This window comes from Rhodoplanes tepidamans (assembly GCF_030813915.1).
GTDB classification, from domain to species: Bacteria; Pseudomonadota; Alphaproteobacteria; order Rhizobiales; family Xanthobacteraceae; genus Rhodoplanes; species Rhodoplanes tepidamans.
In genome coordinates, this window is sequence record NZ_JAUSUJ010000041.1 from 21,648 (window position 1) to 35,740 (window position 14,093).

11 protein-coding genes are annotated in these 14,093 nt (G+C 71.2%); 3 read left to right on the forward strand and 8 right to left on the reverse strand.

The window, feature by feature from the left end; genetic code table 11:
* Positions 1 to 4 precede the first annotated feature (4 nt).
* Entirely contained in the window at positions 5 to 1,990 is a 1,986-nt protein-coding gene (locus tag J2S22_RS29680; protein ID WP_272780281.1) for a MacB family efflux pump subunit, read from the forward strand.
* A 247-nt stretch (positions 1,991 to 2,237) separates the two neighbouring features.
* Here J2S22_RS29680 and J2S22_RS29685 read toward each other — a convergent pair whose 3' ends face one another.
* The 4 genes from J2S22_RS29685 to J2S22_RS29700 form a co-directional block, all read right to left on the reverse strand.
* On the reverse strand, positions 2,238 to 3,395 hold the full coding sequence (locus J2S22_RS29685) for a NapC/NirT family cytochrome c (RefSeq protein WP_272780280.1): 1,158 nt from the start codon (positions 3,393 to 3,395) through the stop codon (positions 2,238 to 2,240).
* Positions 3,396 to 3,513: 118 nt separating this feature from the next.
* On the reverse strand, positions 3,514 to 5,892 hold the full coding sequence (locus J2S22_RS29690) for a molybdopterin-dependent oxidoreductase (protein ID WP_272779649.1): 2,379 nt from the start codon (positions 5,890 to 5,892) through the stop codon (positions 3,514 to 3,516).
* Between the two features lie 561 nt (positions 5,893 to 6,453).
* Positions 6,454 to 7,188 carry a protease inhibitor Inh/omp19 family protein gene (locus tag J2S22_RS29695; RefSeq protein WP_272779650.1) on the reverse strand — a complete coding sequence of 245 codons (735 nt, stop codon included), beginning with the start codon at positions 7,186 to 7,188 and terminating at the stop codon, positions 6,454 to 6,456.
* A 66-nt stretch (positions 7,189 to 7,254) separates the two neighbouring features.
* Entirely contained in the window at positions 7,255 to 8,226 is a 972-nt protein-coding gene (locus J2S22_RS29700) for a 2-hydroxyacid dehydrogenase (RefSeq protein WP_272779651.1), read from the reverse strand.
* 145 nt (positions 8,227 to 8,371) lie between these two features.
* On the opposite strand from J2S22_RS29700, the gene J2S22_RS29705 reads away from it, so the two are divergent.
* The gene (locus tag J2S22_RS29705; RefSeq protein WP_272779652.1) at positions 8,372 to 8,965 is read left to right on the forward strand and encodes a PH domain-containing protein; all 594 of its coding nucleotides are present in this window, start codon (positions 8,372 to 8,374) and stop codon (positions 8,963 to 8,965) included.
* A 21-nt stretch (positions 8,966 to 8,986) separates the two neighbouring features.
* Here the strand turns inward: J2S22_RS29705 and J2S22_RS29710 are convergent, their stop codons facing one another.
* From J2S22_RS29710 to J2S22_RS29725, 4 genes are all read right to left on the reverse strand, one after another.
* The gene (locus J2S22_RS29710; protein ID WP_272779653.1) at positions 8,987 to 9,958 is read right to left on the reverse strand and encodes a DMT family transporter; all 972 of its coding nucleotides are present in this window, start codon (positions 9,956 to 9,958) and stop codon (positions 8,987 to 8,989) included.
* Between the two features lie 301 nt (positions 9,959 to 10,259).
* On the reverse strand, positions 10,260 to 11,075 hold the full coding sequence (locus J2S22_RS29715) for an ABC transporter permease (protein WP_272840633.1): 816 nt from the start codon (positions 11,073 to 11,075) through the stop codon (positions 10,260 to 10,262).
* Positions 11,072 to 11,848 carry an ABC transporter ATP-binding protein gene (locus J2S22_RS29720; protein WP_272840634.1) on the reverse strand — a complete coding sequence of 259 codons (777 nt, stop codon included), beginning with the start codon at positions 11,846 to 11,848 and terminating at the stop codon, positions 11,072 to 11,074. Before J2S22_RS29720 ends, J2S22_RS29715 begins: the two co-directional genes overlap by 4 nt.
* A gap of 148 nt (positions 11,849 to 11,996) precedes the next feature.
* Positions 11,997 to 13,046 (reverse strand): ABC transporter substrate-binding protein, encoded by a 1,050-nt coding sequence (locus J2S22_RS29725; protein WP_272840635.1) that lies wholly within the window; start codon positions 13,044 to 13,046, stop codon positions 11,997 to 11,999.
* Positions 13,047 to 13,147: 101 nt separating this feature from the next.
* On the opposite strand from J2S22_RS29725, the gene J2S22_RS29730 reads away from it, so the two are divergent.
* Positions 13,148 to 13,954, forward strand: a complete 807-nt coding sequence (locus J2S22_RS29730; protein ID WP_272840636.1) for a creatininase family protein — start codon at positions 13,148 to 13,150, stop codon at positions 13,952 to 13,954.
* Positions 13,955 to 14,093: the final 139 nt, after the last annotated feature.

Genomic DNA, 14,093 nt, shown 5'->3' on the forward strand with positions numbered 1-14,093 from the left:
CGCCATGTCGGCCGACCCTGCAGCGGACGCGGGCGCGCCGCTGATCGTCCTCTCGGACGTGTGGCGCGAGTATCCGGCCGGCGACGGCACCATCGCGGCGCTGGCCGGCGTCGACCTCGCGATCCGGGCCGGCGAGATGGTGGCGATCGTCGGGCCGTCCGGCTCCGGCAAGTCGACGCTGATGAACATCCTCGGCTGCCTCGACCGGCCGACCCGGGGCAGCTACCGCATCGCCGGCCGCGAGACCGCGGCGCTCGGCCCGGACGAGCTGGCGGCGCTGCGGCGCGAGCGCTTCGGCTTCGTGTTCCAGCGCTATCACCTGCTCTCCGAGCTCACCGCGCTCGGTAATGTCGAGATGCCGGCGACCTATGCGGGCACCGCGCCGGCCGACCGGAGGGCGCGGGCCGCGGCGCTGCTCGGCCGGCTCGGCATGGCCGACCGGCTCGGCCACCGGCCCGGCCAGCTCTCCGGTGGCCAGCAGCAGCGCGTCTCGATCGCCCGGGCGCTGGTCAACGGCGCCGACGTCGTGTTCGCCGACGAGCCGACCGGCGCGCTCGACCGCACCAGCGGCGAGGAGGTGCTGAAGATCCTCGACGAGCTGAACGCCGACGGCACCACGGTCGTCATCGTCACCCACGACATGGCCGTCGCCAGCCGGGCCGAGCGCATCGTCGAGATCAGCGATGGCGTCGTCACGGCGGACCGGCGGGTCCGCGACGGGCGCCCGCGCCGGCGCGCGCCGGGCGCCGGCGCCGCATCGGCCGCCCCGGCGTCGCGGTGGCGCGCCGCCGCCGACCGCTTCCGCGAGGCGCTGCGCATGGCGCTGCTCGCCATGAACGCCCACCGGCTGCGCACCGTGCTGACCATGCTGGGCATCGTCATCGGCATCGCCTCGGTGGTGTGCGTGGTCGCGCTCGGCGAGGGCTCGCGCCGCAAGGTGCTGTCCAACATCGCGAGCCTCGGCACCAACACGCTCGAGATCTTCCCGGGCAAGGATTTCGGCGACGTCCGCTCCGCCAAGGTGAAGACCCTGGTGGTGGCCGATGCGCGGGCGCTCGCCGAGCAGCCCTGGGTGGCCGGCGTGACCCCGACCGTCTCGACCAGCAGCACGCTGCGCCACGGCGCGCTCGAGGTGAGCGCCATGATCAACGGCGTCGGCGAGCAGTACTTCGCCGTGAAGGGCACCACGCTCGCCGAGGGCCGCTTCTTCGACGGCCGGAGCGTCGTCACCATGGCCCAGGAGGTCGTGATCGACGAGAACACCCGCAAGGCGCTGTTCGCCGACGTCGCCGGCGGGGCGGTCGGCCGGACTCTGCTGATCGGCAAGGTGCCGTTCCGGGTGATCGGCGTCACGAAGGCGCAGCAGGGCGGCTTCGGCTCCAGCGCCAACCCGTCCGTCTACCTGCCCTACACCACCGTGCAGGCGCGCATCCTCGGCACCTGGTCGCTGCGCAGCATCACGGTGCGGGTCGCCGACGACACCGACACGGGCCTCGCCGAGCAGGCCGTGGTGGAGCTTCTCACCCGTCGCCACGGCACCAAGGACGTGTTCATCCTCAACACCGACGACATCCGCCGCACCATCACGGCGACCACCGCGGTGCTGACCCTGCTGATCGCGGCGATCGCCGTCATCTCGCTGATCGTCGGCGGCATCGGCGTGATGAACATCATGCTGGTGTCGGTGTCCGAGCGGGTCGGCGAGATCGGCGTACGCATGGCGGTCGGCGCACGCCAGAGCGACATCATGCAGCAGTTCCTCATCGAGGCCGTGCTGGTGTGCCTGATCGGCGGGCTGATCGGGATCGCCCTGGCGCTCGGCTTCGGGGCCGTGTTCGCGGCGGTCGGCTCCAGCTTCAGCCTGGTCTATTCCGGCACCTCGATCGTCGCCGCCGTGCTCTGCTCGACCCTGATCGGCGTGCTGTTCGGCTTCCTGCCGGCGCGCAACGCCTCCCGCCTCGACCCGGTCGCCGCCCTGGCGCGGGACTGATCGAAGGCGCGAGCCTCCCGATCGTCGCCGTCCGCCTGCGCGAGCGCTTGTTCGGAATGTCCCGGTCGTCCCGGGGCGCGCCTGCGGCGCGGGCCCGGGACCCATACGCCCTGTCCGTCGTGAGCCACCGCGGCACCGGGTCCATGGATTCCGGGCGCGCGGGCTGCGCCCGCGCCCCGGAATGACGGATTCCGCAAAGCCTCGCCGTCACGGAGCACGACGAAGGAGAGGGGTTCGACGCGGACCGTCAGTGCGTCGTGCCGCCCGTGTCCTTGGCGTGGAGCTGCAGGTATTTCTGCAGGAAGCGATACTGCTCGTCGTCGAGCGAGATCTGCTGCTTCATCGAGTTGAGCACGCCGATCCATTCGTTGGCCGAGTAGTGGGCGACTTCCGGCGAGGAGTGGCAGACCGTGCAGGTCGAGACGTACAGATCCTCGCCGTACTCCCACAGCTTCCTGCCATCGGCGACGAGGCCCTTGGCCGGGATCCACACGTCGATCGTGCCCTCGGTCCAGGTCTGGCCGGTGTCGGGGTCGACCATGCTCTGCGCGTGCTCGACCTTGTCGGTGACGGCCGGCGTCATCAGCACCGAGAAGATGCGCTTGCCCTGGCGGGCGTACAGCATGCGCTCGACGCCCTGCTGCTGCCAGCCGGAGACGCGCACCCGCGCGGCGTCGCCGTCGCGCGCCAGCACAGTCACGGCGGTGCCGCCGAGGATGCGGCCGGCCGGGGCGCCCGCGTCGCCGTCCGGCTTGTCGATGGTGAACGGCACGGTCTCCAGCGTGTAGACCGTCTCGCCGGCCTTGGGCGAGGCGGTCGCGGCGGCGGCCTTCAGCGACGCGAACATCGTCTTCCAGCCGGCCGTCATGTCGGGGAGCTTGTGGGCGATGCCCTTGTGGCAGTCGATGCAGGTGCCGCCGGTCTGCGCGGCCTTCTGCATCTGGGTGGCGGCCGCCGGCTTCTGCTTGTGGAAGTCCATCGCGTCGAAGCCGTGGCAGTTGCGGCACTCGCGGCTGTCGGACGCCTTCATCTTGGCCCAGACGCTGCGGGCGAGCCGCAGGCGCTCGGACTCGAACTTCTCGGTCGTGTCGAGGCTGCCTTTGAGGTGCTCGAGCAGGTCGTTGGTCGCCATCACCTTGGCGACCACCTTGGGGCCCCACGCGCGCGGGACGTGACAGTCGGAGCACACCGCCCGTACGCCCGAAGCGTTCTTGAAGTGCACGCTCTTCTTGTACTCCTCGTACACGGTGCTCTTCATCTCGTGGCACGAGACGCAGAAGTCGAGCGTGTTGGTCATCTCCATGGCGGTGTGGAAGCCACCCCAGCCGACGATGCCGACGACGACGCCCGCCGCGGCGACGCCTCCGAGGATCCAGGTGCGGCGGTCGAGCAGAAATCGTTTCACGGTGGTCTCACGTGGTCGAAGGCGCGACGCGGCCGGCCCCTCGTGCGGGTCGGCTCGGGCGGCGGGGGTTGCGGGGCGCCGGCCGCGCGGGCGCGGCCGGCGGGTCTCTGGTCGCCGCTCAGGACGCCGGCTGGTCGTAGGCCGTCACGGCCGGCGCCGGCTTGCCGTACTTCTCGACCTGGCAGATCGCCGTGCCGGCGATGGTCGCCTGGGCGAAGGTCGAGGTGAGCGGATTGTCCAGGGTCAGCACGTTGACGGCGCCCTGCTTGTCGAGCGCGCCGATCTTGCCCGGGGTCTCCGGATCGTACCAGGCGCCCTCGTGCAGGCAGATGGTGCCGGGCATCAGGTCGGCCGTGACGATGGCGGCGGCCAGGACCTGGCCGCGGTCGTTGAACAGCCGCACCACGTCGCCCGACTTGATGCCGCGCGCGGCGGCGTCGTCGCTGTTGATCTCCACCGGCTCGCGGCCGTCGATCTTGTAGGCCTTGCGGATGTCGGTGTTGTCGAGCTGCGAGTGCAGCCGGTCGTTGGGATGCGGCGAGATGAGCTGCAGCGGATACTTGTCGGCGTGCTTCGAGCCCTTCCACTCCACCGGCTCGAGCCAGGTCGGGTGCGCCGGGCAGTCGTCGAGCTTCATCTTGGCGACGGTCGGCGAGGTGATCTCGATCAGGCCCGTCGAGGTGCCGAGCGGGTTGAGCAGCGGATCCTTCCGGTAGTCGGCGAGATGCACGAAGGTGCCCTTGCCCATCGGGAACTCGACGATGCCCTCGCCGGCCCAGAACGTGTCGAAGTCCGGCATCGCCACCGCCTTCGACTTCGCCTTGGCGTCGTCGTAGAAGAACCGGCACCAGTCGAGCTGGGTGCGCCCCTCGGTGTACTTGTCCTTGAAGCCGAGCCGGTCGGCGAGCTCGGTGAAGATGTCGTAGTCGAGCCGCGACTTGTACTGCGGCGCGACGGCGGCGTGCGAGGCGAGGATCAGGTTCATCACCTGGCCGATGTCGTCGCGCTCGAGGTCGCTCGCCGCCGGCAGCACGATGTCGGCGAAGCGCGCCGTCGGCGTCCACCACGGATCCTGCACGATGATGGTCTCGGGCGCCTGGAACGCCTTGATCACCCGGTTGGTGTTCTGGTGGTGGGTGAACTGGTTGCCGCCCGAGGTGTAGACCAGCTTGATGTTCGGGAACGTGATCGTCTTGTCCTTGTAGCGGACGGTCTTGCCCGGCTGGAGCCAGGCGTCGCACAGGCAGGCGATCGGGAACGGGTCGGGAATCGGGTTCTTGCCGCTCGCCATGCCGCCGACCACCGGCATGTCGGCCTTCGGGAAGGCGCCGTCGGCGTAGTGCATGCCGAACGACACGCCGCCGCCGGGCAGGCCGAGTTGGCCGAGCATCGCGCCGAGCGTCATCACGGCCCACGGCGCCTGCTCGCCGTGGTGCTGGCGCTGGGTCGACCAGCCGCAGGCGATGGTGGTGCGGGTCTTCGCCATCGTGCGGGCGAGCTCGCGGATCGTGTCGGCCGGGATGCCGGTGATGGTCGCCGCCCACTCGGCGGTCTTCGGCGTTCCGTCCTTGGCGCCGGTCAGATAGGGCGCGAAGGTGTCGAAGCCGAACGTGCAGTCGGCCAGGAACTTCTTGTCGTGCAGGTTCTCGGTGAGCAGCGTGTGCATCATGCCGAGCGCCAGCGCGACGTCGGTGTTGGGGCGGATCGGCACCCAGCGCGAGCCGAGCGCCTTGCCGGTCTCGTTGTTGTTCGGGCTGATCAGGATGGTCTGGATGCCACTGTCCTTCAGGCTCGCCCACTGGGCGGTCGAGTAGTGGCCCGACAGGATCCGCGTGGTCATCAGCGGGTTGGCGCCCCAGATGACGATCAGCTTGGCGTTCGCCTTCACCACCGGCCAGTCGCTGGCACCGTAGGGCGCGCCCCAGCCGACGGTCGCGAGAATCTCGGTGATGGCCTGGTTGCTGTAGTTGCCGAAGAAGGTCGACGAGCCGCCGAAGCCGTTGAGGAACCGCTGCAGCATCGGCTCGGTGCGGTGGACATGGGCGTGGTTGGAGGCCCACGAGCTCTTGCCGCGATGAAGCGAGCCGTTGCCGTAGGTGTCCTTCACCCGCTTGAGCTCGTCGCAGACCAGCTTGGCGGCGTCGTCCCAGCTCACCTCGACGAAGTCGCGGGTGCCGCGCAGCGTGCGGTCGCTCTTCTCGCGCTTCTGCAGGAAGTCGCGGCGGACCATCGGGGCGTGGACGCGCGCCTGGTTGTAGAGCCGGTCCGGCATCGCCTTCAGCATCGGGGTCGGGAAGGTGTCCTGCTTGAGCGGCTCGATGCCGACGACCTTGCCGCCGGTCTTGAGGAGCCACATCGGGCCGACCGAGGTGTTCACCAGGACCTTGCCGTCGGTGACGCCGCCGGCGCCGGACGCCGCCTTCGCCAATGCCGGGAACAGCGTCAGTCCGAGGGCGCCCGGGATGACGCTGCGGATGAAGGTGCTGCGTGTCAGCATGGGTGTCGTCCTTCGATTGAGGTTAAAAACTCGATGTAATTCGAGCGAAAAGGTGCGTATTCGCAGCGCGCCGTGTCGCGCTGCGTCCAGGATCGGTGCGGGTTTTCCACGAAAGCTTCGCGGGGCGGATGTCGATGATAGTATAGGAAGTCGAGGCTGCCGGATCCAGGATTGGTCTTTTCGTCACTTTTCGCCACGCGAAATAAGTAAGTATTTGGGCTGATCCGAAGGCGGCCCCGTCGATATTTGATAATTATCAATCAACTGGAAAGCTATTACGTTAACGATACAGCTTCGCCCGGCCCCGAAGGTGGTGCCTCCGGCGGGAGACGGCGGAAAGGCCGGTCGGTGCTGGGGTGGCGCCTGGTCCCCGGGATTCCCGTGGCCCCGTACCGATGCGGTTGGAAACGCTTCCGGGGATCCGGGTTCGCGTTCCGCGGGAGATGAACGAAACGCGGGCGAGCCCGGCCATGTCCTGCGGGCGGTTCCGCTATTCCCCTGGAGGCGGGCCGGGAGGCTCTCCGGGGCGGTCCGTCGTTCCGTCCTCGCGAACGAATCGCCCTACCGCTTGACCATGAGAATCGGGTCGCGGGTCTCCGGCACCCGCTGCCAGGTCTTCGGCTCGGTCTCCTCGAACCGCCAGGTGCGGTTGCCGGCGCCGGTGATCACCAGCTCGTCGCGGTCCATGGCCCAGGCGATCGGGGCGAAGCGGGTGACGGCGGCGTCGCAGTCCGGTCCGAGCCGCAGGGCGAAGCCGTCGACGGCCGGGGTCGCGGCGAGCGTCACCGCGCACAGCACGCGGCCGCCGCGGCGCAGCGTCCACTCGCCCGCCATCTCCTCGCTCGACGGGGCGGGCGGCTTCACCGAGGCGGCGGTCTGCAGGAACAGGATGCCCTCGCCCGGCTTCGGCGCCTCCCACAGCCCCTGCTCGACCTCGCTGAACTCCAGCATCGCCTTGCCGCGCGCGTCGACGAAGCGGAGGAAGTCGTTGTCGGCGAGCGTCCAGGCGGCGGCGTCGCGCAGGAACGGGAAGACGCCGGCGCACGCCTTGTCGAGCTCGAGCCGCATGCCGATCGGGCCGGCCGCCTCGGTCCTGAACGCGACGGCGCAGTGCCGGTCGCGGTCGGCGTTGGAGAACTCCCAGCTCGTTCCGGCGACCGCGCGCGCCGCCTCGCTGGGCGCGGCGGCGGCGCTGGGGGCGGGGCCGTTCGGCGCCCGCTGGGCGGCGGCCGGGGCGGCCGCGGCGATGAGCGTCAGCGCGAGAATCGCAAGGTGCGAACGAGGTCGAGTCTGCATTTGTTCAGGCTAGCACGGAGCCGAAAAACGCGCCACGCGCGGCCGCCGCGGTGCCGGTTCGGTGAGTCACCGCGCCGGCGGCCACGGCGTCTCCGCCACCGGGGTGAGCGGACCCTTGCCGGAAAACCACGCGGCGAGGTTGTCGACCACCAGCTGGTCCATGCGGGCGCGGGTGTGGACCGAGCCCGAGCCGAGATGCGGAAACAGCACCACGTTCTCCATGGCGATCAGCTCCGGCGGCACCCTCGGCTCGTCGACGAACACGTCGAGCCCGGCCGCGAAGATGGTGCGGTCGCGCAGCGCCTGGATCAGTGCCGGTTCGTCGACCACCGAGCCGCGCGCCATGTTGATCAGGATGCCGTCGGGCCCGAGCGCCTTCAGCACCTCGGCGTCGACCAGGTTGCGGGTGGCGCCGCCGCCCGGCAGGATCAGCAGCAGCGTGTCGACGTCGCGCGCCATGTCGAGCAGCGCCGGATAATGCCGGTACGGCACCTCCGGATTGGGCCGGCGGGTGTGGTAGACCACCGGCACCCCGAAGGCGTCGAGCCGGCGCGCGATGGCGCGGCCGATGCGGCCCATGCCGACGAGTCCGACGGTGCGGTTGCGCAGCGTCGCCTTGCTGAGCGGATAGGGCGCCTCCACCCACTTGCCGGCCCGCAGCCAGCGCTCCGCCTGCGGCAGCTCGCGCACCGTGCACAGCAGCAGCCCGAGCGCCGTGTCGGCGACCTCCTCGTCGAGCACCTCCGGCGTGTTGGTGACGACGATGCCGTGCTGCCCGGCCCAGGTCGCGTCGATGTGGTCGTAGCCGACCCCGAAGCTCGCCACGATCTCCAGCTTCGGGAAGCGCTGCATGAAGGCGGCGTCGATCCGGTTCGCCGTGTAGGCGACGGCGAGCGCCCGCACCCGGTCGGCGACGTCGGCCAGGAAGCGCTCGCGGTCAGGCGCCTCGATCAGCCGGTGCAGCCGCGAGATCGGGTCCAGCCCGCCGACGATGACCGGCTTCGCGGTTCCGACCAGGAGAATGTCCGGCGTGTCCATCGAGGGTCCTTCCTGCCTGCGTTTCGTCGCTTCTCCGGCTTATCAGCGGCCGGACCGGGGCGGCAAGGCCGCGGGGCCGGGCGATTCCACGCTCCGGCGAAACGCGGTATGGGTACGCGGCGTGTCTTCGGGAGGTCGCGCGCGCATGGGCTACGTCGAGTCCGTTCTCCTGCCGGGCGAGACGGTGCGGTTCCGCACCGGCCGGCACTGGGTGCTCTACCTGCCGGGGATCGCCGTCGCGGTGCCGGGGGCGGGGTGCGCCGCGTGGACGGCCTGGACCTGGGCGACGGCGGATTTCGGCGAGACGGTCGACACCGTCTGGATCGCGCTCTCGGCCGGCCTGCTCGTGCTCGCCGCCGGGCTGCTCCTGCGCGCCTGGTACCGCCGCCGCGTCACCGAGATCGCCGTGACGGACCGCCGCGTGATCTACAAGTCGGGCCTGCTGCGCCGCTCGACCAGCGAGATGCCGCTGGAGCGGATCGAGAAGGTCGATGTCGACCAGGGCCTGCTCGGCCAGATGCTCGACTTCGGCAATGTCAGCATGAACGGCATCGCCTGCGGCATCGGGGCCGACCGGCTGCGCCGCATCGCGGCGCCGATCCGGCTGCGCAGCCACGTCGTCGCCGGCGACGGCGTCGCGCGGCGGCCGCTCGGCCCACTGGTCGCGGAGATCGGCAGCCCGCCGCTCGCCGCCGCGCCGGCGCTCGCCGAAGGTGCTCCGGCGGCCGCGGCGCGCTGAGCGCCTCGCCGGTCGCCGCGGTCAGCCGCGCCGGCGCACCCGCTCGCGGTGCAGGAGGTAGAGCCCGGAGGCGATCACGATCGTCACGCCGGCGATGGTCCAGCGGTTCGGGATGTCGCCGAACACCACGAAGCCGAGGATCGTCGTCCACAGGATCTGGCTGTAGGAGAACGGCGACAGAATCGAGGCCGGCGTGTGCCGGTGGGCGACGATCAGCAGGAAATGTCCGAGGCTGCCGAAGGCGCCGAACCCGATCATCAGCGCGATCAGCAGCGGATCGGTCGGTGTCGTCCACACGAACGGCATCACGGGCGTGAGCAGAAGCACGCCGACGAGATTCGAGTAGAACAGCGTCGTCTCGTCCGTATCGAAGCGCGACAGCACCCGGGTCGCGATGGCGTAGAACGCGGCGCAGACCGCCGACAGCATCGAGAGGAGCGCGGCCGGATGCACCGCGCCGACCCCCGGCTGCAGCACGATTACCACGCCCACCAGCCCGACCACGATGGCGGCCCAGCGCCGCGGTCCGATCCGCTCGCCGAGCATCGGCCCGGCCAGCGCCGCGACCATCAGGGGCGTCGAGAACAGGATGGCGAGCGCCTGGTCCAGCTGCAGGTATTTCAGCGCCGCGAAGTTCAGGACCGTGGTGGCGAGCAGCAGCGTCGAGCGGCCGATCTGCAGCCCGGGACGCCGGGTGCGCAGCAGTCCCGGCCGGGTGAGCGGGTTGAACACCAGGAGCGCCAGCACGAAGGCGCTGGCATAGCGGGCCCACACCACCTGGATCACGTCGACATGGCGGCCGAGAAACTTGGCAGTGGCGTCGAGACAGGCGAAGCAGGCGACGGCGCCGCACATCAGCAGGATGCCGAGGAGCCGCATCCGCTGCGCGTGGGCGGCAGGGTCCGGTCCGGCCGGCACCGGCAGCGCCGTTCCGCCCGGATCGCCCGCCTCGGTCGGCGGCGGGGGCGAGGGCGGATCGGGCGGCGCGGTCATGGCGGTTCGCAGGGTCGGAGGTCGGGGGGCGCAGATCGATGATGCCCGTGTGGCCGTTTCGGGGTGGTGACCGCCGGGGGGCCGCCATGGGGCCCATCCGGCCCCCCGCGGTGCCGCCGCCGGGGGCGCGGGCCGGGGCGCGCGCGGGGCCCCCGCGCCGCCCCCCCCACGAGGACCGCCTCACCCACCCGGAGAACGCGAGGCCCGCCGCCGGGGGCCGGCCCCGGCGGGGGGGGGGGGGGGGGGGGGGCCGCGCGGGGGGGCGCGGGGCCCCCCCCCCCCCCCCCCCGGCGGTCCGGCCTCAGGGGCCGCGGGCGAGGGCGCTCTCGTGCCAGCGGCGCAGCACCAGCCAGGAGACGAGCGACAGCACGGCGTAGACGGCGATGCCGGCCGCCGACAGCAGGATCAGGGCGGCGAACATGCGGGGCACGTCGAGCCGGTAGCCGGCCTCGGCGATCCGGTAGGCGAGGCCCGAGCCGGCGCCGGCCGAGCCGGCCGCGATCTCGGCCACCACGGCGCCGATCAGCGACAGGCCGCCGGCGATGCGGGCGCCGGCCAGCATCAGCGGCAGCGCGGCGGGAAGCTGCAGGCGCAGCAGCCGCTCCAGCCGCGAGGCGCCGTACAGCGTGAACAGGTCGTCGAGATTGTGGTCGACGGAGTGCAGCCCGAGCGTCGTGTTGGCGAGCATCGGGAAGAATGCGACGATCCAGGCGCAGGCCAGCACGGCGACCGGCTGCGGCAGCCAGATCAGCAGGATCGGCGCGATCGCGACGACCGGCGTGACCTGCAGGATCACGGCGTAGGGGTAGAGCATGTCCTCCAGCAGCCGCGACTGGCCGAACAGGATCGCGAGGCCGGCGCCGCCCAGCACGGCGAGCAGAAAGCCCAGCGCCGTGGTCTCCAGCGTCACCATCAGCGAGCCGAAGAGGATCTCGCGGTCCTGGACCAGGGTGGCGAGGATCGCGCTCGGCGCCGGCAGCTGCCAGGCCGGGACGTCGAAGGCGCGGACCAGGATCTCCCACCCGGCGCAGCCGAGCACGAGCGCCAGCCCGGGCAGGCTGATGCGGCCGGGGCGGCGCCACCAAGACGGGCTGTCGGGGGCCGCGGCCGCGCTCATGCGAAGCTCTCCCCCATGGCGCCGGCGAGCGCGGCGCCGACCGTGCGGCACAGGCCGGCGAACTCCGCCGAGGTGCGGAACGTCTCGCCGCGCGGATAGGGCGCGTCGATCGCGATGTCGGCGGCGACTCGGCCGGGCCGCGGCGTCATCACCACGACCCGGGTGGAGAGATAGACGGCCTCGAACACCGAATGGGTGACGAACACCACAGTCTTGCCGAGCGCCCGCCACAGGGTGAGCAGCTCGTTGTCGAGCCGGAACCGGGTGATCTCGTCGAGCGCCGCGAACGGCTCGTCCATCAGCAGGAGATGCGGGTCGGTGACCAGGGCGCGGGCGATGGCGACCCGCATCTTCATGCCGCCGGAGAGCTCGCGCGGATAGGCGGTTGCGAAGTCGGCGAGCCCGACCCGGGCGAGCGCGGCGGCGACGCGGGCCTCGGTCTCGTCGTCCCGCCGGGTCAGGCGCAGCGGCAGCCGGACATTGCCGGCGACCGTCGCCCACGGCATCAGGGTCGGCTCCTGGAAGACGACGCCGAGATCGCCTGGCGCCGGCACCGCGCCGGTCCCGCCGTCGCCCCAGGTCAGGGTGCCGCCGGAGGGCTTCGACAGGCCGGCTATCAGCCGCAGCGCCGTCGACTTGCCGCAGCCCGACGGCCCGACCAGCGAGAGGAACTCGCCGCGCCGCACCGAGAGGTCGAGCCCGTCGAGCGCCCGCGTCCCGCTGGGGAACGCCTTCGCCACTCCGCGCAGCGCGACGACGGCGGGGGAACTCATCGTTGGCGCGCCAATGGTCGACCACCCGTCATGCGCGGGCCCGCCCCGCGCATCCATCCAGGAGAGAACCCCATTTTTCGAAGATGACGGGTCGCCGGGTCAAGCCCGGCGACGCCGCCGCGGCGCGCACGACCGGCCTCGCTCCGCCTCAGTTCTTCGGCCGCAGGTCGATGCCGACCCGCTTGTTGACGAACTGCAGCGTGTAGGACCGGCGGAAATCGACGGTCGGCTTGGTGACGCCGGCTTTCACCATGGCGGCGAAGAAGGCGGCCATCCGGGCGTCCGTCATGGCGCCGATGCCGAGCCTCTCGGCGTCGCCCGAATCGACGATGCCGTAAGTCTTCATGCGCTCCCGCGCGTAGGCCAGCAGGTCCTCGCTCATCTCCGGGTTCTGCTTCCTGATCAGGGCATTGCCGGCGCTCGGGTCGCCGTAGAGATAGCTGTACCAGCCGACGATCGAGGCATCGACGAAGCGCTCCACCAGCCCGGGCTTGTTCTCGACCAGGTCGCGCCGCGTCTCGATCAGGGTCGAGTAGCTGGAGAAGCCCTGGTCGGCGAGCAGGAACACCACCGGCCGGATGCGGCTCTGCCGCTCGATGGCGAACGGCTCGGAGGTGACGTAGCCCTGCATGGCGCTGCGCTTGTCGGCCAGGAACGGCTGCGCGTTGAACGTGTAGGGCTTCACCTGCGCGTCGCTGAAGCCGTACTCGGCCTTGAGCCACTGGAAGTAGCTCGCCATGCCCTCCTTGGAGACGAACAGGTTGAGCCGCTTGAGGTCGGCGAAGCGCTCGACCGCACCCGGATGGGCGATCAGCACCTGCGGGTCCTTCTGGAAGATCGCCGCCACCACCACGGTGGGGACGTTCTGCTCGACCGCGTCGAAGGCCTGCAGGGTGTTGGCGCTCATGTAGAAGTCGAGCTTGCCGACCGGCAGCAGGATGCGGTTGTTGGCGTTCGGGCCGCCCGGGACGATGGTGACGTCGAGGCCGTAGCGCCGGTAGGTGCCGTCGGCGAGCGCCTGGTAGAAGCCGCCGTGCTCGGCCTGGGCGACCCAGTTGGTGCCGAACGCCACCTTGTCGAGCGTCTGCGCGCCGGCCGGGCCGGCCGCCGGACCGGCCACGGCGGCGAGCGCCGCGAGGGCTGCGGCGACCAGGGGGATCGCGCCGCGCCGGCGCCGGAATGGGCTTGCGAACCGCATCAATTCGTCCTCTGTAGGGGCCCCACGGCCCCGCCGCGCCGGACCGGTGTCCCCGGACCGGTCGAGACGCGAGACCTGCTTACCCCACGAGTTCTACGACAATGCTGCCGAAACGACACTGGGGCGACATGACCTGGGGGGACTTCGCCGCCGGTGACACCGGGCGCTGGATCGCGGTCCTGCCGGTCGCCGCCGTCGAGCAGCACGGGCCGCATCTGCCGGTGGCGACCGACGCGCTGATCGCGCAGGCGCATCTCGACCGCGTCGCGGCCCTGGTCCCGGACGACCTGCCGGCGACGCTGCTGCCGGTCCAGGCGATCGGCCACTCCTCCGAGCACCTCGCCTTTCCGGGCACGCTGACGCTCTCGCCCGAGACGGCGATCCGGGCGTGGACCGAGATCGGCGAGAGCGTGCACCGCGCCGGGGTGCGCAAGCTGGTGATCGTGACCAGCCACGGCGGCAACGTGCAGGCGATCGACGTCGTGGCGCGCGAGCTGCGCGCCCGCCTGCGCATGCTGGTGGTCACCACCCACTGGCACCGCTTCGGCTATCCGGACGGGCTGTTCACGCCGCACGAGCAGCATCACGGCATCCACGCGGGCGACATCGAGACCTCGCTCGTGCTGGCGCACCGGCCGGAGGCGGTGCGGATGGACAGGGCCGACAACGCCGAGCCGGTGTCGGTCGCCATGGAGCGCGAGTTCCGCTGGCTGCACCCCTATACGCCGGCGCCGTTCGGCTGGATGACCCAGGACCTTCACGAATCCGGCTCGGTCGGCGACCCGCGCCCCGCCTCGGCCGAGAAGGGCGACGCCGCGCTCGACCACGCGGCGCGCGGCTTCGTCGAGCTGCTGCGCGAGGTCGACCGGTTCGACCTCACGCGGCTGAGGAGCGGGCCGCTGAGGTGAGCTTCGGTCGCTGCGAAGCGCGGACCGATCCGTAGGGTGGACAAAGCGAAGAGACTGGGCAAGAATCGGCGGGTCGAGCTGATGTAAGATTCGTCTTATGACGAATCGCCCGTTCAAGACCGGCGTCAGCCGGGCGCAG